The organism is Pseudomonas sp. EU05-FHT14B02 (assembly GCF_058791055.1).
In genome coordinates this window covers 163,601-182,583 of the sequence record NZ_JBYTDD010000006.1, presented here as the reverse complement: position 1 = coordinate 182,583, position 18,983 = coordinate 163,601, and the positions used below count along the sequence as shown (strand labels likewise).

Sequence of the window (18,983 nt, the reverse complement as noted above, 5' to 3'; positions counted from 1 at the left end):
ACGCCGAACACGTCGCGGCTGCTAAAACCGGTAATTTCCTGGACATAGAATAAAGCAGTCGGATGGGCGGTTGTCCAATGAAGCTACCCTGAGTCGAGGGTGTTGCTTCGGATGGGGGCATGTGCACCCAATTGAGAACCAGATACCCGTCCCCTGTAGCCAGCGGCAGCGTCTGTTTGCCCTTGTGTTTGGTGACGACTTTTCTGTTTTTACCCATCCCTCTGATTCAAAACAAATTTCAATCCCCCTCACATTCCCTCCACATCCTGTGGCACACTTTCTGCCGATATTCCGTTATTGCACACTTAGTTCCGCTATAGCGGAATAATAACTTCCAGTCAGGAGAAACACGCATGAGCATTACTCGTTACGGCACCGGCAGCACCGCCGGCGGTGGTCAGCCTCGTCCATTCGCCCGCGCTGTCGAAGCCGATGGCTGGCTGCATGTGTCCGGCCAAGTGCCGGCGCTGGATGGCGAGATCATTGTCGGTGGTATCGTCGAGCAGACTCACCAGACCATGAAGAACCTGATCGCTATCCTTGAAGAGGCCGGTTATGGCCTCGAAGACGTGGTGCGCACCGGCGTGTGGCTGGAAGACCCGCGGGATTTCTGGAGCTTCAACAAGGTGTTCTCCGAGTACTTCAAGCCAGAACATGCCCCTGCGCGGGCCTGTGTGCAGGCAAACATGATGGTCGACTGCAAGGTCGAGATCGACTGCATTGCTTACAAGAAAAAAGGCTGAGTCCGCGGTGACTTCTTCGCGAGCCTGCTCGCTCCCACAGGGGATCGCATTCCAAATGTGGGAGCGAGCCTGCTCGCGAAGGCGGCCTGACGGTCAATGCAGCACACTGGGTAAACTCCCGGCGACTTTGAATGGGAACCACTGAAATGACCGAAGACACCATCAAGCGCCGGGCACGCGGGCTGGACCGGGCGTTCGATATCCTCGATTTTCTCAAGGAGATTGGCCAGCCCTTGCGCCCGAACGACATCGCCAACGGCATCGGCAGCCCCAAATCCACGGTCTACGAACTGGTGGCCTCGCTGCTGGAGCGACGCATCCTGGAGCCGGTGGGCAAGGACGGTCATGTCTACCTTGGTCGCCAGTTGTACTTTCTCGGGCAGGCACACCTGCGACATTTCGATCTGACTCGCGAGGCCGATCACGCCTTGCAGGAGATCGTCAGCCAGACCCGTGAAACGGCACAGATGTGCCTGCTCAACGGGCGCAAGTACACCGTTGCGCTGATGAAGGAGGGGGAGCGGCATTTCCGCATTTCCTCGGACATCGGCGAAAACGCGCCCATCCCCTGGACCGCATCCGGGCGCTTGCTGCTGGCGCACCTGAGCGACCAGGCAATCGTCGACCTGATCGACCGTGACGACTTCATCCTGCCCAATGGCGAACAATTGCCGCTGGAGCAATTTCTCAAGGAGATCCGTCAGGCCGGTATCGACGGTTTCTTTTCCTTCGATAGCGTCGCCGACACCTTTACCCATTGCTTCGCCGCACCGGTCAAAGACCCCAACGGTGTAGCCATCGCGACCCTGTGCATCGTCGCCCCCCGGGCCGATGCCAAGAGCAACTATAACGACTACCGCCGGGTGCTGATCGAAAGCGCCAACAGCCTGGCCCGTCGCATCAACGAATAACAGCGGCTGCCCGCGGCCGCGTGAACGAGGAGTTCGACCATGTCTTCTGCCCCCAATACTGCCGCCGTGGAAAAAGGCACCGCGCCCAAGGGCGCCAGCCTGGTGCGTGACGTCAGCCTGCCTGCGCTGGTACTGCACCGCGAGGCGCTGGAACACAACATTCGCTGGATGCAGGCATTCGTCAGCGACAGCGGAGCGGAACTCGCGCCCCATGGCAAAACCAGCATGACCCCGGCGCTGTTCCGGCGCCAACTGGACGCCGGTGCCTGGGGCATCACCCTGGCCAGCGCCACCCAAACCCGTGCGGCCTACGCTCATGGTGTGCGCCGGGTGCTGATGGCCAACCAGTTGGTCGGTACGCCGAACATGGCGCTGATTGCCGACCTGCTGGCCGACCCGACGTTCGACTTCTATTGCATGGTCGATCACCCGGACAACGTCGCCGACCTCGGTGCCTATTTCGCCTCCCGTGGCGTGCGTTTGAACGTCATGATCGAATACGGCGTGGTCGGTGGTCGCTGCGGTTGCCGCAGCGAGCAGCAGGTGCTCGACCTGGCCAAGGCCATCGCTGCGCAGCCGGCGCTGGCCCTGACCGGGATCGAAGGCTACGAAGGGGTGATCCACGGCGATCACGCGGTGACCGGTATCCGCGATTTCGCCGCGTCACTGGTGCGCCTGGCGGTGCAGTTGCAGGACAGCGGTGCTTTCGCCATCTCCAAGCCGATCATCACCGCGTCGGGCTCGGCCTGGTATGACCTGATTGCCGAGTCCTTCGAAGCGCAGAACGCCGCCGGGCGTTTCCTCAGCGTGCTGCGTCCTGGCAGTTACGTGGCCCATGACCATGGCATCTACAAGGAAGCGCAGTGCTGCGTGCTCGACCGTCGCAGCGACCTGCACGAAGGCCTGCGTCCGGCGCTGGAAGTGTGGGCGCATGTGCAGTCGTTGCCCGAACCAGGGTTTGCGGTGATTGCCCTGGGCAAGCGCGACGTGGCCTACGACGCCGGTTTGCCGGTGCCATTGCTGCGTTACAAGGCGGGCGTCGTGCCGGCCAAAGGCGATGATGTGAGCGTCTGCAAGGTGACTGCGGTGATGGACCAACATGCGTTCATGACTGTGGCACCGGGGGTTGATCTGCGGGTGGGCGACATCATTTCGTTTGGCACTTCGCACCCGTGCCTGACGTTCGACAAGTGGCGTGTCGGTTGCCTGGTGGATGAGCAACTGAACGTCATCGAGACCATGGAAACCTGTTTCTAAGGGTTTGAGATCGAGTTGCGGCCATCGCGAGCAAGCTCGCTCCCACAGGGTTTTGTGAACACCGAAGATCCAGTGTGGGAGCGAGCTTGCTCGCGATGAGGCCCTGTCAGACAACACCGAAACACCAGAGACCCCACAACAATGAACACCATCAACACCCTGGGCCCCAACTCTCCACGCATCGCCCTGATCGGCGAGTGCATGATCGAGTTGCAGCATCGCGCCGATGGCAGCCTGCAACAGAGCTTCGGTGGCGACACCTTGAACACGGCCGTGTACCTGTCCCGGGAACTGGGAGAGGACGGCTCCGTGGACTACGTCACCGCCCTGGGCGATGACAGTTTCAGCGACGCGATGTGCCAGAGTTGGGCGACAGAAAATATCGGGCTCGCCATGGTCCAGCGTTTGCCCGGACGCCTGCCGGGTTTGTATTGCATCCAGACTGACGCCGCCGGTGAGCGACGCTTTCTGTACTGGCGCAACGAAGCGGCTGTCCGCGATTGCTTCACCACCCCGGCCGCCGCGCCGATTCTCGCCGCGTTGCCGGATTACGACGTGCTGTACTTCAGCGGCATCACCCTGGCGGTACTCGGCGAACAAGGCCGGGAAAAATTGCTGGAAACCCTGATCGAAGCCCGCCAGCGCGATGCGCGAATCGTGTTCGACAACAACTACCGGCCACGACTGTGGGCCTCGGTCGAGGACGCCCGGGCGGCGTATCGCCGTGTGCTGGCGTATGTCGACCTGGCGTTGCTGACGGTGGATGACGAACAGGCGTTGTTTGGTTATGCCGATGCTGAAGCGGTGTTTGCCGCGTATGAGCAGATCGGTACGCCGGAAGTGGTGCTCAAGCGCGGCGCACAAGCGTGCCTGATTCGTTGTGATGGAGAGTCGTTCGAAGTGCCGGCGCAAAAGGTCGAGCGGGTGGTGGACACCACGGCAGCGGGGGATTCGTTCAGCGCGGCGTATCTGGCTTCGCGGCTCAAGGGCGGCAGCCCTTCGCAAGCCGCCGAGGCCGGGCATCGGTTGGCGAGCCGGGTGATTCAGGTGCCGGGGGCGCTGATTCCCAAGTAAAAGTTGAATGGCGGCTGGCTGCGCCATCGGATCGCGAGCAAGCTCGCTCCCACAGTGGTATTCGGTGTGGCTGCAACCTATTGCAACTCACAAATCCCTGTGGGAGCGAGCTTGCTCGCGATGGGACCCGGAAGCCAACAGAGCATCAATCCCGGTAAAACACCTGCACCAGGTGATACCCGAACTTGCTCTTGATCGGCCCATGCACCACCCGCAGCGGTTTCTTGAAAATCACCGCATCAATCACGCCGACCATCTGTCCCGGCCGCACTTCACCGAGATCGCCGCCGCGCTTGCCCGATGGGCAGGTCGAATACTTCTTGGCCAGCACGTCGAACGCTTCGCCCTTGGCGATGCGTTGTTTGAGCTGCTCGGCTTCTTCCGAGGTTTTCACCAGAATATGGCGGGCTTGAGCTTTCATTGGCGGTACCTTGCAACGGTGGTGGCTATGTGGGCGGCAGTGGAGGGCGCGCGATTATGCCTCAACTCAGTCCGATTGACTGATCATCGTGCGAATCTTGTTGGCCAGCAGATCGATGGAGAACGGCTTGGCTACCATGTCCATGCCCTCTTCGAGAAAACCCTGACGCTCGGCGGCGATCTCGGCGTAACCGGTCATGAACAGCACTTTCAGTTCGGGACGATGCTGACGGGCGATTTCCGCCAGTTGGCGGCCGTTCATGCCCGGCAACCCGACGTCGGTCACCAGCAGGTCCACCCGCAGGTCCGACTCCAGCAGCGGCAGGGCGCTCTTGGCATCTTTGGCTTCATGGGCGCGATAACCGAGCTCATTGAGCAGGTCCAATACCAGCATGCGTACTGCCGCATCGTCCTCGACCAGCATTACGGTTTCGCCGGCAATCGCCGCCGGTGCCTCGCCGATGACGGGCGACAAAACTTTTTCCGGCTCGGTCGAATGCAGGCGCGGCAGGTACAAACGCACGCTGGTGCCCCGTCCCGGCAGGCTGAAAAGACTGACGTGGCCCCCCGACTGCTGGGCGAAACCGTAAATCATCGACAAGCCCAAACCGGTGCCCTGGCCGATGGGCTTGGTGGTGAAGAACGGGTCGAATGCCTTGGCCAGCACCGAGGGCGTCATGCCGGTGCCGTTGTCGCTGACGGCAATCATCACGTAGTCACCGGCCTTGACCGGTTCCAGGCTCGTCATGTCACTGCCGTCGAGGTACACGTTGGCCGTTTCGATCTGCAACTCACCGCCACCGGGCATGGCGTCCCGGGCGTTGATCACCAGGTTGAGCAGGGCGTTTTCCAGTTGGCTGACATCAGTGCTGACCCGCCAGATGTCCTCGGCCAGTTGCAGGTTGAGTTCGATATGGTCGCCCTTGGTACGCCTGAACAAGTCTTCGAGAGAGTGGATCAGCTCGTTAGGGTTGAGCGGTTTGCGATTGAGTGATTGGCGCCGAGAGAACGCCAGCAAGCGATGGGTGAGGGCGGCGGCGCGGTTGGCCGAGGACACGGCCGCTTCGGTGAATCGACCAATCTCGCTGGCGCGGCCGTCGGCAATGTAGCGTTGCATCAGGTCGAGGCTGCCGATGATACCGGTGAGCATGTTGTTGAAGTCATGGGCGATGCCGCCGGTAAGCTGGCCGACCGCTTCCATTTTCTGCGCATGGCGCAAGGCGTCTTCGGCACGTTCGCGCTCGAACATCTCGTTCTGCAGACGCTCGTTGGCTTCGGCCAGTTGGCGGGTGCGGGCGGCAACCCGTTCTTCAAGGGTTTCGTTGAGGTTGCGCAGGGCTTCTTCGGTCTTTTTGCGCTCGGTTTCGTCGATCACGAAGATGTAGAAACCGTTCACGGCGCCATCCGCGCCGTGGCGTGGCAGGTAATTCATCAAGGCCTGGCGGATGCTGCCATCGCGGTGTGGCGTGCTGATACTGAAACAGCAGGGCCGGCCGGATAGCGCCTCCATGATGTGCGGAGCGCGCAGCGCATAGGCTTCTTCGCCGAGCACCTCAAGAATGGTTCGCCCGTAAAGCTCTTGCGGCGTCAGCCCGTACCAGTCGAGGTACGCCGCATTGTTCAGGCGAAAGCGTTCTTCGCGGTCGACGTAGCTGATCAGGACCGGCATGGCGTTGATGATCAGTTGCAGCTCGGTCTGGCTCTGGCGCAGGGCTTGTTCGGTGTGTTTGCGTTCGGTCAGGTCCAGGGCGGCGCCGAGGAAGCGCACCGGCCGGCCATGGTGATCCTTGTAGCAGCGACCGCGGGCAAATACCCAGCGCATCTGGCCGTCGGTTTGCAGCAGGCGATACTCCTCGGCGTATTCGCTGCCATGGGTGATGCAATGCTTGATGCTGCGGGCGATCAGGGCGCGGTCTTCGGGGTGTACGCCGTGCAGGTATTCACTGATCGGCAATTGACTGGCCATGGCCGGGTCGATGCCATGCAGTTGGGCAAAATGCGCATCGGCGATGAAACGGTCCTCGCCGATGTCCCAGTCCCAGGTACCGACCGCATCGGTGGCGGCAAGGGCCAGTTGCAGGCGTTCCTCGGTTTCACGCTGGGCCTTGAGGCTGGCCGCCGAGCGCTGTTCGAGTTCGAGGGCGATGCGCCGGCGTTCGTTGGTTTCGATGGCGGTGACCAGGATCCCGGACACCTGGGCACCTTCGTCGCGGATCGGGCTGTAGGTCAGATCGAGCCAGAAGTCAGACTCCCGGCCCTCGCGTTGCAGGGTAAAGCGCTGTTCGCTGTAGGTGCGCACCTGACCTTGCAGTACGGCGCTGTAGATCGGGTCGGTGAAGTCTTGCAACTCTGGCCAGATCAGGTGTGTCGGTTGTCCGAAAGCGTGCGGATGCTTGCTCCCGGCGAGCAGGGCGAAGCCGTCGTTGTAGATTTGCGTCAGTTGCGGACCCCACAACAGGAGCATCGGCATCGGTGAATGAATGACGATGTCCACGGCGGTTCGCAGGCTTTGTGGCCAAGTGCTGGCAGCGCCCAGCGGGCTGCTCGCCCAGTCGATTCGGGCGATCAAGGCCTGGGCATCGCTGGCGGTTGGTGTTGCGTTCATCAAGGAGTCCTGCGCCTGAGTCGCTTTATCTGGCATCCATTCTTGCACAGGTGGCTGGCTCAGGTTGATTCGAAGGCTTGAGCGGCTCCGCGACACAGGACCCTGTGGGAACGAGGGGCATTGGCCGAAATCACCAAACCCTTGTAGGAGCGAGCCTGCTCGCGATGGACGTCAACGATAACGCCGGTTGGCAGGTGCCCCGTGGCGCTCTCAGGTTTATCGCGAGCAGGCTCGCTCCTACATTCAATCCAGGAGCTCGGGCCTGTTTCGGTACTGTTCCAGCGCCTCGGGATTGGCCAAGGCATCAGTGTTCTTCACCTTCTGCCCATGCACCACATTGCGTACCGCCAGCTCAACGACCTTGCCACTGATGGTCCGGGGAATGTCAGTGACCGCGACGATTTTCGCCGGCACATGACGCGGCGTGGTATTGGCGCGAATCGTCTGGCGGATCTGCTGTTGCAACGCCTCGTCCAGTTCGAGCCCGTCGCGCAAGCGTACGAACAGCACCACTCGCACGTCATCCTGCCACTGCTGACCGATCGCCACGCAGTCGAGCACCTGGGGGACTTTCTCCACCTGACGATAGATTTCCGCCGTGCCGATGCGCACGCCGCCGGGGTTGAGCACGGCATCGGAGCGACCGTGGATCATCATCCCGCCATGGGGCAGTTGTTCGGCGTAATCCCCTTGGGACCAGACGCCGGGGAACTGGCTGAAATAGGATTGGCGCAGTTTCTCGCCATCGGGATCGTTCCACAGGCCAATGGGCATCGCCGGGAAATGCCGGGTGCAGACCAGTTCGCCTTTTTCGCCGATCACCGGGTGGCCTTCGTCGTTCCACACTTCGACGGCCATGCCCAGGCTCTTGCCCATGATTTCGCCGCGCCGCACGGGCGACATCGGGTTGCCGTTGACGAAGCACGAGACGATGTCGGTGCCACCGGACATCGAAGCCAGGCACACGTCAGACTTGAAGTCGCGATAGACGAAATCGTAGCTGTGCGGCGACAGTGCCGAGCCGGTGCAAAGCAACGTCTTGAGGCTGCTCAGGTCATGACTTTCGCGGGGCTTGATACCGCTGCTTTCCAGAGTTGCGAGGTATTTGGGACTGGTGCCGAAGACGCTGATGCGTTCGTCGTCGATCAGGTCGATCAAGCGTTGTGGCTCGGGCTGGAACGGTGAGCCATCGTACAGCACCACGGAGCTGCCTGTAGCCAGTGCCGACACCAACCAGTTCCACATCATCCAGCCGCAGGTGGTGTAGTAGAACAGCCGTTCACCGGGGCCTAGATCGCAATGCAGGCCGTGTTCCTTGACGTGTTGCAGCAACACGCCGCCGGTGCTGTGGATGATGCATTTGGGCACGCCGGTGGTGCCGCTGGAGTAGAGGATGTATAGCGGATGGGTGAAGGGCACGGGGACGAAGTCCGGCTCGCCGCCGGGTTCGTAGAAATCGTCCCACAGCGTCACGTTGGCCTGGGTGTGGAATTCTTCGATGTGCGCCTGTGGCCGGGCGCAAGGCACGACGATGAGCTGTTGCAGCGAAGGCAGACGCTGGAGGATCTCGTTGACCTTGGCGGTCTGGTCGATCTCCTTGCCGGCATAGCGGTAGCCGGCGCAGGTCACCAGTACTTTCGGTTCGATCTGACCGAAACGGTCTACCACCCCTTGGGTGCCGAAGTCCGGTGAGGAGCAGGACCAGATAGCGCCAAGGCTGGTGGTGGCGAGCATGGCCACCAGTGTCTGCCAGGTGTTGGGCATGCACGCGGCGACCCGGTCACCCACACCGACGCCGGCGGCGATCAAGCCATTCTGAAAACCGGCGACCTGCTCGGCGAGTTCAGCCCAGGTCAAATGTTCACGCTGACCGTTTTCGCCGACGGCTATTACGGCGATCGCATCGTCGCGACGCTGTAGCAGGTGTTCGGCAAAGTTCAGCGTTGCACCGGGGAACCATTGGGCGCTGGGCATCCGAGGACCTAAGAGCAGCACGGTGTCGGGCTGCTCGTGGAAACGGATGTCGAAGAAATCGACGATGGCCTGCCAGAAGTCCGGGCGTTGATCGATAGACCACTGGTGCAGGGCCGGGTAGTCGTCAATCTTGAGGTGGTGTCGCTGATTGATGAAGCGCCGAAATGCTTCCATACGGGTCTTGCCAATGCGTTTGGCGTCGGGTTGCCAGAGGATGTCGGACATGGTTTGCCTCTTCTTTTTTTATGCCTTCACACAGGCTGATGTGGAGCCGGCTTTTGTGGCGAGGGGGCTATCAGCCAGTCACTGTGCCAACCACCCACCATCAACATTCCACGCCGCGCCCCGCACCTGGCTGCCGGCTTCGCTGCACAGGAACAGCACCAGTTCACCCAGTTGCGGCGGTGTCACGAATTCCAGCGATGGCTGCTTTTCAGCGAGCAAATCATGCTGCGCCTGCTGCGGGTCAACACCGTTGGCGGCACGATCATCAATCTGCTTTTGCACCAGCGGCGTCAATACCCAGCCTGGGCAGATCGCATTGCAGGTGACCTGGGTGGTTGCGGTTTCCAGCGCGACCACTTTGGTCAAGCCGATCACCCCATGCTTGGCGGCGACATAGGCAGACTTGCCCACCGAGCCGACCAGACCATGCACCGACGCGATGTTGATCACCCGGCCCCAACCCTTGGCGCGCATGCCCGGCAGACTCAGCCGGGTACTGTGGAACACCGACGACAGGTTGATGGCGATGATCGAATCCCAGCGTTCCACAGGAAAGTCATCCACCGCTGCGACGTGTTGAATACCTGCATTATTGACCAGAATGTCGACGCCGCCGAACTCGCGCTCGGCGTAGGCGATCATGTCGGCAATTTGTGCCGGATCGCTGACATCGGCCGGGTGATGGCCGACCTTGCCGCCAAACTGTTGCACCTGGGCAATCACTTGGGAGGCATCGCCGAAGCCGTTGAGGATCAGGTTGGCCCCCGCCTTGGCCAGGCTGAGGGCGATCCCCAGGCCGATGCCGCTGGTGGAGCCGGTGACCAGTGCGGTCTTGCCCGAAAGAGTCGTCATGAATACCTCACACAATGCCAGTGGCGTAGAAAGTGCCGATCACCACGAAAACCGCCAGGGTCTTGATCAGCGTAATACAGAAAATATCTTTGTAAGCCTCGCGGTGGGTCAGCCCGGTGACCGCCAGCAGGGTAATCACCGCGCCGTTGTGCGGCAGGGTGTCCATGCCTCCGCTGGCCATCGCGGCGACCCGGTGCAGCACTTCCAGCGGAATGTTCGCCGCATGGGCTGCGCTGATGAACTGCTCCGACATCGCCGCCAACGCGATGCTCATGCCGCCCGAGGCGGAACCGGTGATGCCGGCCAGCAGGGTCACGGTAATCGCTTCGTTGACCAGCGGGTTGGGAATGCTCTTGAGCCAGTCGGCCAGAACCAGGAAACCCGGCAGGGACGCGATCACCGCCCCGAAACCGTATTCCGAGGCCGTATTCATCGCCGCCAGCAAGGCACCGCTGACCGCACTTTTACTGCCTTCGGCCAGCTTTCGGCTGATCGCCTTGTAGCCGAACACCAGCACCATGAGGATGCCGACCAGCAAGGCTGCCTGTACCGCCCAGATCGCCGTGAGCTTGGCGATTTCCGTGGTCACCGGCGTGGCCATGCCCGGCAGCGCGAGGCTATGGGTCTTGCCGTACACCTGCGGAATCCAGTGGGTGAACAGCAGGTTCATGATGCCCACCGCCAGCAGTGGCGACAGCGCCAGCCACGGGTTGGGCAGCTTCAAGTCGGGGGCGGTTTCCGGCTCGTTGCGCAGGTCCGAACCATAGCCTTCACCGGTACGCTGGGCCTTGTTGCGCTGGCGCTGGAGAAACAGCATGCCGGCGCAGAACACGAAGATCGTGCCGATCAGGCCCAGCCACGGCGCTGCCCAGGCGGTGGTGTTGAAGAAGGTGCTGGGGATGATGTTCTGGATTTGTGGCGTGCCGGGCAGGGCGTCCATGGTGAACGAGAAGGCGCCCAGCGCAATGGTCGCCGGGATCAGCCGCTTGGGGATGTTGCTCTGGCGGAACATTTCAGCGGCAAACGGATAGACCGCGAACACCACCACAAACAACGATACGCCGCCGTAGGTCAGCAGGGCACAGACCAGCACGATCACCAGCATCGCCTGGCGGGTGCCGAGCAGGCGAATGGCGGCCGCGACGATGGAGCGCGAGAAGCCGGACAGTTCGATCAGCTTGCCGAACACCGCGCCGAGCAGGAACACCGGGAAATACAGCTTGATGAAGCCGACCATTTTTTCCATGAACACCCCGGTGAAAGCGGGGGCGACGGCAGACGGGTCAGTCAGCAGGACAGCGCCGAGGGCGGCAATCGGAGCAAAAAGGATAACGCTGTAGCCACGGTAGGCAGCCAGCATCAGCAGCGCGAGCGCTGCCAAGGCAATGATCACACTCATGGTGTGTCTCCTGGGTTGTTATTTTTGTTGGGTGAAACTTGACAGGAGAGGCCTATAGCGAGTTTTGTGCCACATAGTTAAGTTGTTGAAATATAAGAATATATTTGATTTGTGAGGGTTGGGTTCAAATGTTTTGTCTCTAATTAGAGACTTTTGCTGGTGGTGCTTGCCTCATCGCGAGCAAGCTCGCTCCCACAGGTGGATGGACTAGTTCAATAGAACGCTGTCTACTGTGGGACCGAGCTTGCTCGCGATGGTTTGTCTAGCAATGGAGACTAATGTCTCTTTATTGAGACTCGACAATCCCCAGCGCCACCATCTTCTTGTACAACGTCGACCGCCCCAGCCCCAGCCGCGCCGCCGCATCAACCACCTTGCCTCCGCATTGCGCGAGGGTGGTTTCGATCAATTGCCGGTCAAATCGCTCCCGCGCCACACTGAACGTCTCGTGGGCAAGCGGTTCGATGGTCAAGGGCGCCACGCGTTCCACCGGTATGAATGTACCGATCGCCCCGCGGATGTCCGCCACCGTCAGGCGCAAATCATCACTGAGCAGCGCGGCCCGCTCCAGCACATTGCGCAGCTCCCGGATGTTCCCCGGCCAGACGTGTTGCCCCAGCAGTTCCAGGGCTTCGTGGTGCAATTCATGCTGGCTGTGCAGTTCTTCGAGAATGGCCTCACTGAGCGCCGGCACATCATCGAGGCGGTCACGCAGGGGCGGAACCTGGATCGGCAGCACGTTGAGTCGGTAGTACAAGTCGGCGCGGAATTCGCCGCGCTTGATCGCGGCTTCCAGGTCCGTAGAGGTCGCGGCGATCACACGCACATCGCTCTGGATCACTTCGTTGGAGCCCACCGGCTCGAATTCCTTTTCTTGCAGCACACGCAGCAGTTTGCTTTGCAGGGGCAGCGGCATGTCACCGATTTCGTCGAGGAACAGCGTGCCGCCCTGGGCGATCTGCAATTTGCCGGCGCGACCCTTGCGGTCGGCACCGGTAAACGCGCCGGGGGCGGTGCCGAAGAATTCGGCTTCCAGCAGCGATTCGGGAATCGCCGCGCTGTTGATACTGACAAACGCCTTGTGCGCGCGGGGCGAGGCGTTGTGGATCGCCTGGGCCAGCAACTCTTTGCCGGTACCGGTCTCGCCGAGCAGCAGCACCGGCGATTCGGTGCTCGCACTGCGCCGGGCGCGGCGTTTGACTTCCAGGCTGGCGGCGCTGGTGCCGATGAAGTGGGCGAAGTTGTATCTGGTCTGCCGCGCCCGCAGCAGCGAGCGGGTGGAGGCCAGTTCTTCCTGCATGCTCATGTAGCGCTTGAGCATCGGCGACAGGCTGCGCAACTCGTCGAACAGGGCGAAACCGATGGCGCCGATGACTACGCCGGCATCGTCGTGAATCGGCAGGCGCATGACCACCAGCGGTTCTTTGGAGGTGTCTTGCATATCCAGCAGAATCGGCCGGCCGGTGCGCACCACCTCACGCAGCAGGCTGCCGGGGATCACGCTTTCGCAGGGCTTGCCGATCGCGACTTCGGCCGATTGCAGGCCGAAGCGCCGGGCATAGCGCTCATTCATCCAGACGATGTTGGCATCGCGGTCGACAATCACCGTGCCCTCGCTCGACTGCTCGATGATCTCGAACAATGAGCGGATTGCCAGCAAGCGGACGCGCTGGTAGTCCTTGAGGCTTTCGGTGGTGTTCATGGGTTTGATCCTGATGATTTATTGCCTGTGGCGGCCCCTTCGCGAGCAAGCCCGCTCCCACATGGGATCTGTGAACGACACCGATCAACTGTGGGAGCGGGCTTGCTCGCGAAGGCCGCAACGCGGTTTAACGGCCAGATTATGCCTGCCCCAACATCGCCGCCGCCAACAGCTCCTTGGTGTACGGATGCTGCGGTGAGTCAAACACCTCATGGCTGGCGCCGCGTTCCACCACTTTTCCGTCCTTGATCACGATCATGTCGTGGGCCAGGGCGCGCACCACTGCCAGGTCATGACTGATGAACAGATAGGTCAATCCGTATTTTTCCTGAAGCTGGCGGAGCAGGGCGACCACTTGTTTTTGCACCGTGCGGTCCAGCGCCGAGGTCGGTTCGTCGAGCAGGATCAGCGCCGGCTTCAGCACCAGCGCCCGGGCGATGGCAATACGTTGACGCTGCCCGCCAGAGAACTCGTGGGGATAGCGATGGCGACTTTGGGGGTCAAGGCCGACTTCGTTCAGTGCCCGGATCACTTCGGCATTGCACTCTTCAGTGCTCAACTGGCTGTGCACTTCCAGGCCTTCGCTGATGATCTGCGCGACCGACATCCGCGGGCTGAGGCTGCCGAAAGGGTCCTGGAACACCACCTGCATCTTCTTGCGCCACGGCCGTAGCTGTTTTTGCGTCAGACCGTCCAGCGCCTGGCCTTGAAAGCGAATACCGCCTTCGGAGTCGAGCAAACGCAGGATCGCCTGGCCAAGGGTGGACTTTCCCGAACCGGACTCGCCGACGATGCCCAGGGTCTTGCCGCGTTGGATATTCAGGCTGATGCCATCCACTGCATGCAGCCAGGTCTTGCGCTGAAACAGGCCCCCACCGACGGGAAACCGCACCTGCAGGTTGTCCACCTCCAGTACGTTTTCGCGCTCGTCCCGGGGCAAGGCTTCGCCCTCGGGTTCAGCGTGCAGCAGTATGCAGCTATAAGGGTGCCTGGGTGCGGTGAACAGGGTTTCGCACGGCGCCTGCTCGACGATTTCCCCGGCCTTCATCACGCACACGCGCTGGGCGATGCTGCGCACCAGATTGAGGTCATGGCTGATCAGTAGCAGCGACATGCCCAGCCGCTGTTGCAGGGATTTAAGCAGCAGCAGGATTTTGCGTTGCACCGTCACATCCAGCGCGGTGGTCGGTTCATCGGCAATCAGCAGTTCCGGTTCACACGCCAGGGCCATGGCGATCATCACCCGTTGGCGCTGCCCGCCAGATAATTGGTGGGGATAGGCCTTGAGGCGCTCTTCGGGTTTCTGGATACCTACCAGATGCAACAATTCGAGGATCCGCGCTTGCGCCGCCTTGCCCGCCAGGCCTTTGTGCACCAGCAAGGTTTCACCGATCTGTTTTTCGATGCTGTGCAGCGGGTTGAGGGAGGTCATCGGCTCCTGGAAGATCATCGCGATGCGATTGCCGCGCAGTTTGCGCAACTTGCCGGCATCGGCGCCCACCAGTTCCTGGCCGCGATAGCGGATGCTGCCTCTCGTCTCGGTATCGGTTTGCGGCAGCAGTTGCAGGATCGAGTGGGCCGTCACCGACTTGCCCGAGCCCGATTCGCCCACCAGTGCCAGGCATTCGCCGGGGCGGATGTCCAGGCACAGATTGCGTACCACGGTCTGGCCACTGAAGGCCACGCTGAGGTCACGGATTTCGATCAGGTTAGTCATATCAGCATCCGCATCAAGAGCGAGGGTCAAGACCGGGGATCAAAAGCGTCGCGCAGTGCTTCGCCAATGAACACCAGTAAAGAAAGAATCAGCGCCAGGGTGAAGAACGCCGTCAGGCCCAGCCATGGCGCTTGCAGGTTCTGCTTGCCCTGGCCAATCAGTTCACCCAGGGAAGCGCTGCCGGCAGGCATGCCGAAGCCGAGGAAGTCCAGCGCCGTCAAGGTGGAAATCGCCCCGGTCAGAATGAACGGTAAGTAGCTCAAGGTCGCGTTCATGGCGTTGGGCAGAATGTGCCGCACGATGACTTTGCGGTCGGTCAGGCCCAGCGCGCGTGCGGCCTTGACGTATTCCAGGTTGCGCCCGCGCAGGAACTCGGCGCGCACCACGTCCACCAGGGCCAGCCATGAAAACAGCGCCATGATTCCCAGCAGCCACCAGAAATTTGGCTCGACGAAGCCCGACAGGATGATCAGCAGGTACAGCACCGGCAACCCGGACCATACCTCCAGCAGACGCTGGCCGAGCAAATCCACCCAGCCGCCGTAATAGCCTTGCAGGGCCCCGGCCGCAATGCCGATCAGGGCACTGACAAACGTCAGCATCAAGGCAAACAGGATCGACACCCGGGCACCGAAGATCACCCGGGCCAGAACGTCCCGTGCCTGGTCGTCGGTGCCCAGCCAATTGACGCTGGAGGGCGGACTGGGGGCGGGTTTGTTCAGGTCGTAGTTAGGGGTGTCATCACTGAACGGAATCGGCGGAAACAGCAGCCAGCCACCGTCCTTCCTGATCAGCTTCTGCACGTAGTCGCTGCGGTAGTCGGCCTGAAACGGCAGTTGTCCGCCGAACTCCTGTTCGGTGTGGCGCTTGAAGACCGGGAAGTACCACTGGCCTTGATAGCTGACCACCAGTGGTTTGTCGTTGGCGATCAGTTCGCCGCCCAGGGTCATCAGGAACAGGCCGACAAACAGCCAGAGCGACCACCAGCCCCGCCGGTTTTTCTTGAAGCGTTCGAAGCGGCGACGCGCCAGCGGTGAAAGCTTGAGCATCAGGCGTTCCTCGCGGCGAAGTCGATACGTGGGTCGACCAGGGTGTAGCAGAGGTCGCCGACCAGTTTTATCAGAAGGCCGAACAGGGTGAAGATGAACAGCGAGCCGAATACCACCGGATAGTCCCGGGATACTGCCGCTTCGTAGCTCATGCGGCCGAGGCCGTCGAGGGAGAAGATCACCTCGATCAGCAGGGAACCGGCAAAAAACACACTGATGAACGCCTGGGGAATGCCCGACACCACCAGCAGCATGGCGTTGCGGAACACGTGCCCGTAGAGCACCCGTCGTTCACTTAAACCCTTGGCCCGGGCGGTGACCACGTACTGGCGGGTGATTTCATTGAGGAAAGAGTTCTTGGTCAGGATGGTCAGCGTGGCGAATCCGCCGATTACCAGGGCGGTCACCGGCAGTACCAGATGCCAGAAGTAGTCGGCCACTTTGCCAAGGGTCGACAGCGATTCGAAGTTGTCCGAGACCAACCCGCGGACCGGAAACCAGTTCAGCGAAGTGCCGCCGGCAAAGACTACGATCAGGAACATCGCAAACAGGAACGCCGGCATGGCATAGCCGATGATGATCGCGGTACTGCTCCAGATGTCGAATTGGCTGCCATGGTGCACGGCCTTGCGGATGCCCAGGGGAATCGACACCAGGTAGGTGATCAGTGTCGCCCAGAGCCCGAGGGAAATGGTCACTGGCATTTTTTCGAGGATCAGGTCGGTGACGGTGGCGCCGCGGAAGAAACTCTTGCCGAAATCCAGGCGCGCGTAGCTGGTGAGCATCAGCCAAAGGCGTTCGTGTGCCGGTTTATCGAAGCCGTACTGCTTTTCAATGTCCTTGATCAGCTGCGGATCGAGACCGCGACTGGCCCGGGACTTGCCGCTCACGGACTCGCCGGAACCGCCGCCGACCGCAGCGCCGCCAATGCCTTGCAGGTGCGCGATGGCCTGTTCGACCGGCCCGCCCGGCGCGGCCTGGACGATGACAAAGTTGACCAGAAGAATAATTACCAGCGTCGGAATGATCAGCAGCAGGCGCCGCAATATGTAAGCCCACATCAGTGCGGCCCTCCGGGTCTGCCACGGCTGATACGTTCGGCCGTCATCTGTTGGTTGGTCAATGGCGTGGTGCTCATCTCCCACCAGCTCTCGATGGCTTCGTCATTACTCGCTTGCACGTTCGGGATGCCGAAGCGATTCCACCACACCGTTGAGGTGCCCGGTGGGTAATAGTTGGGAATCCAGTAGTAGTTCCATTGCAGCACCCGGTCCAGGGCATGGGCGTAATGCAGCATGTCGGCCTTGGTATTGGCACGGATCAGCCCGGTGATCAGGGTGTCCACTGCGGGGTTCTGCAAGACCATGTAGTTGTTTGATCCCGGGTCGGTGGCCGCCGCCGAGCCGAAATAATTGAGCAGTTCGTTGCCCGGGGAAGTGGTGACCGGGTAGCCGGTGACGATCATGTCGTAGTCGCGACTCATCAGGCGATTGACGTACTGGGAGGAGTCGATGCGGCGGATGTTCAGGTCGATGCCGATCTGTTTCAACGTACGTTTATAGGGCAACAGCAGGCGGTCCATGCCGTTTTGACTGACCAGGAACGTAAAGCTCAGCGGCTCGCCGTGGGCATTGACCAGTTGGTCGCCGTCGGGTTTCCAGCCAGCCTGTTCGAGCAGGTCCAGGGCCTGCAACTGCTTGTCACGAATCACGCCGCTGCCATCGGTCTTCGGCGCCTCGAACACTTTGGTGAAGGCTTCGTCGGGAATCTGCCCGCGCAACGGTTCGAGAATCGCCAACTCGCCCGCATCCGGCAGTTGTCGGGCCGCGAGATCGGTATTGGAGAAAAAGCTCTGCTGGCGGATGTACATGTCGCGCATCATCTGCCGGTTGCTCCACTCGAAGTCCCACAGCATCACCAGGGCCTGGCGCACGCGACGGTCCTGGAAAATGGGTTTTTGCAGATTGAACACAAAACCCTGGGCTGGCTGCGGCGCCTCGGTGGCAAGGTGGGCCTTTTGCAGGCGACCGTCGCTCAGGGCCGGGCTGTCGTAGCCGATGGAGTAGCCGGTGGCGGAAAATTCGCGATTGTAGTCATAGGCGCCCCCGCGCAGGACCTGGCGCGCCACGTCGGTATCGCCGAAGTACTCGATGCTGAAATGATCGAAGTTGTACAGGCCACGGCTGACCGGCAGATCCTTGCCCCACCAGTCGGGATTGCGTTCGAACGTGATGCTGCGCCCCGAATCGATCTTGCCGACTTTATAGGGGCCGCTGCCCAGCGGCGCTTCATAGCCGCCGCCACCGGCGAAATCGCGGCTCTTCCACCAGTGTTCGGGAAACACCGGCAAGGTTGCGATATCCAGGGGCAGGGTGCGATTTTCGTTGTTCTTGAAATCAAAGCGGATAGTCAGTGGCGATTCCACTTCGACGCTTTTGACGTCGGCGAATTGGGTTCGGTAGCGTAGGCTGCCCTGGGTCATCAGCAGGTCGAAGGTGTAACGCACGTCTTGGGCGGTAATCGGTTTGCCATCGGCAAAGCGCGCCTTGGGGTTGAGGTAAAAGCGCAGGGACAGGCCGTCCTCTGAGCGCTCCATCTTCTCTGCCACCAGACCGTAAACGGTATAAGGCTCGTCCAGCGAGCGTTGGGCCAGTGGCGAGTAGATCAAGCCGTCAATCTGTGTAACGCCGATGCCTTTGTCGATGTAAGGCAAAACATGGTCGAACTGACCGATTTCGATCGCCGAGCGCCGCATCGTGCCACCCTTGGGAGCCTGCGGGTTGGTGTAGGCGAAATGACTGAAGCCGGGAGGGTATTTCGCCGGTTCGCCGTACACGGTCATTGCCGGTTGCGGTGCCGCATGCACACCCGAGGCACCCGTCAGAAGGGCCACGGCCGTGAACAGCAAGGTAGGGAAAGCCAGTCGCATTGTCAGCCTTAGAGCCGGGAGGTCGTTAACGACAATTTGTACGCTAGCGGCGCGTCCCTCGCCAGCCGTATTGCGCGTTGAAAACACAACGGCCCACCAATAGGCGGGCCGTTGTGTGAATAGCTC

The 18,983-nt window shown here is 61.1% G+C and carries 14 protein-coding genes; 4 read left to right on the top strand and 10 right to left on the bottom strand.

Going from position 1 to position 18,983, the window contains the following annotated elements; translation table 11 throughout:
* Window positions 1-353: 353 nt before the first annotated feature.
* The 4 genes from AC3WTM_RS08575 to kdgK all read left to right on the top strand — a co-directional run bounded on the left by AC3WTM_RS08575 (window position 354) and on the right by kdgK (window position 3,985).
* Entirely contained in the window at window positions 354-743 is a 390-nt protein-coding gene (locus AC3WTM_RS08575) for a RidA family protein (RefSeq protein WP_102671487.1), read from the top strand.
* Between the two features lie 146 nt (window positions 744-889).
* Window positions 890-1,654 carry an IclR family transcriptional regulator gene (locus AC3WTM_RS08570; protein ID WP_102671488.1) on the top strand — a complete coding sequence of 255 codons (765 nt, stop codon included), beginning with the start codon at window positions 890-892 and terminating at the stop codon, window positions 1,652-1,654.
* A gap of 39 nt (window positions 1,655-1,693) precedes the next feature.
* A complete protein-coding gene (locus tag AC3WTM_RS08565) occupies window positions 1,694-2,911 on the top strand; it encodes an amino acid deaminase (RefSeq protein ID WP_102671489.1) in 1,218 nt (405 codons plus the stop codon).
* 141 nt (window positions 2,912-3,052) lie between these two features.
* On the top strand, window positions 3,053-3,985 hold the full coding sequence (gene kdgK / locus AC3WTM_RS08560) for a 2-dehydro-3-deoxygluconokinase (RefSeq protein ID WP_102671490.1): 933 nt from the start codon (window positions 3,053-3,055) through the stop codon (window positions 3,983-3,985).
* Window positions 3,986-4,130: 145 nt separating this feature from the next.
* On the opposite strand, the gene AC3WTM_RS08555 is transcribed toward kdgK, so the two are convergent.
* The 10 genes from AC3WTM_RS08555 to AC3WTM_RS08510 form a co-directional block, all read right to left on the bottom strand.
* The gene (locus AC3WTM_RS08555; protein ID WP_007898282.1) at window positions 4,131-4,406 is read right to left on the bottom strand and encodes a peptidylprolyl isomerase; all 276 of its coding nucleotides are present in this window, start codon (window positions 4,404-4,406) and stop codon (window positions 4,131-4,133) included.
* 66 nt (window positions 4,407-4,472) lie between these two features.
* The gene (locus tag AC3WTM_RS08550) at window positions 4,473-7,010 is read right to left on the bottom strand and encodes a PAS domain-containing hybrid sensor histidine kinase/response regulator (protein ID WP_102671491.1); all 2,538 of its coding nucleotides are present in this window, start codon (window positions 7,008-7,010) and stop codon (window positions 4,473-4,475) included.
* Between the two features lie 243 nt (window positions 7,011-7,253).
* On the bottom strand, window positions 7,254-9,209 hold the full coding sequence (locus AC3WTM_RS08545; RefSeq protein ID WP_102671492.1) for an acetoacetate--CoA ligase: 1,956 nt from the start codon (window positions 9,207-9,209) through the stop codon (window positions 7,254-7,256).
* Window positions 9,210-9,287: 78 nt separating this feature from the next.
* Entirely contained in the window at window positions 9,288-10,061 is a 774-nt protein-coding gene (locus AC3WTM_RS08540) for a 3-hydroxybutyrate dehydrogenase (RefSeq protein ID WP_102671493.1), read from the bottom strand.
* A 7-nt stretch (window positions 10,062-10,068) separates the two neighbouring features.
* Window positions 10,069-11,460, bottom strand: a complete 1,392-nt coding sequence (locus AC3WTM_RS08535) for a GntP family permease (RefSeq protein WP_102671494.1) — start codon at window positions 11,458-11,460, stop codon at window positions 10,069-10,071.
* Window positions 11,461-11,746: 286 nt separating this feature from the next.
* Window positions 11,747-13,162 carry a sigma-54 interaction domain-containing protein gene (locus AC3WTM_RS08530; protein WP_102671495.1) on the bottom strand — a complete coding sequence of 472 codons (1,416 nt, stop codon included), beginning with the start codon at window positions 13,160-13,162 and terminating at the stop codon, window positions 11,747-11,749.
* A gap of 139 nt (window positions 13,163-13,301) precedes the next feature.
* Window positions 13,302-14,879 (bottom strand): ABC transporter ATP-binding protein, encoded by a 1,578-nt coding sequence (locus tag AC3WTM_RS08525; RefSeq protein ID WP_102671496.1) that lies wholly within the window; start codon window positions 14,877-14,879, stop codon window positions 13,302-13,304.
* A 26-nt stretch (window positions 14,880-14,905) separates the two neighbouring features.
* The gene (locus tag AC3WTM_RS08520) at window positions 14,906-15,928 is read right to left on the bottom strand and encodes an ABC transporter permease (RefSeq protein WP_102671497.1); all 1,023 of its coding nucleotides are present in this window, start codon (window positions 15,926-15,928) and stop codon (window positions 14,906-14,908) included.
* Window positions 15,928-16,989: a microcin C ABC transporter permease YejB gene (locus AC3WTM_RS08515; protein WP_102671498.1), complete on the bottom strand. Its 1,062-nt coding sequence runs from the start codon at window positions 16,987-16,989 to the stop codon at window positions 15,928-15,930. The genes AC3WTM_RS08520 and AC3WTM_RS08515 overlap by 1 nt, the downstream gene beginning before the upstream one ends.
* A complete protein-coding gene (locus AC3WTM_RS08510) occupies window positions 16,989-18,857 on the bottom strand; it encodes an extracellular solute-binding protein (RefSeq protein WP_102671499.1) in 1,869 nt (622 codons plus the stop codon). Before AC3WTM_RS08510 ends, AC3WTM_RS08515 begins: the two co-directional genes overlap by 1 nt.
* Window positions 18,858-18,983 lie beyond the last annotated feature (126 nt).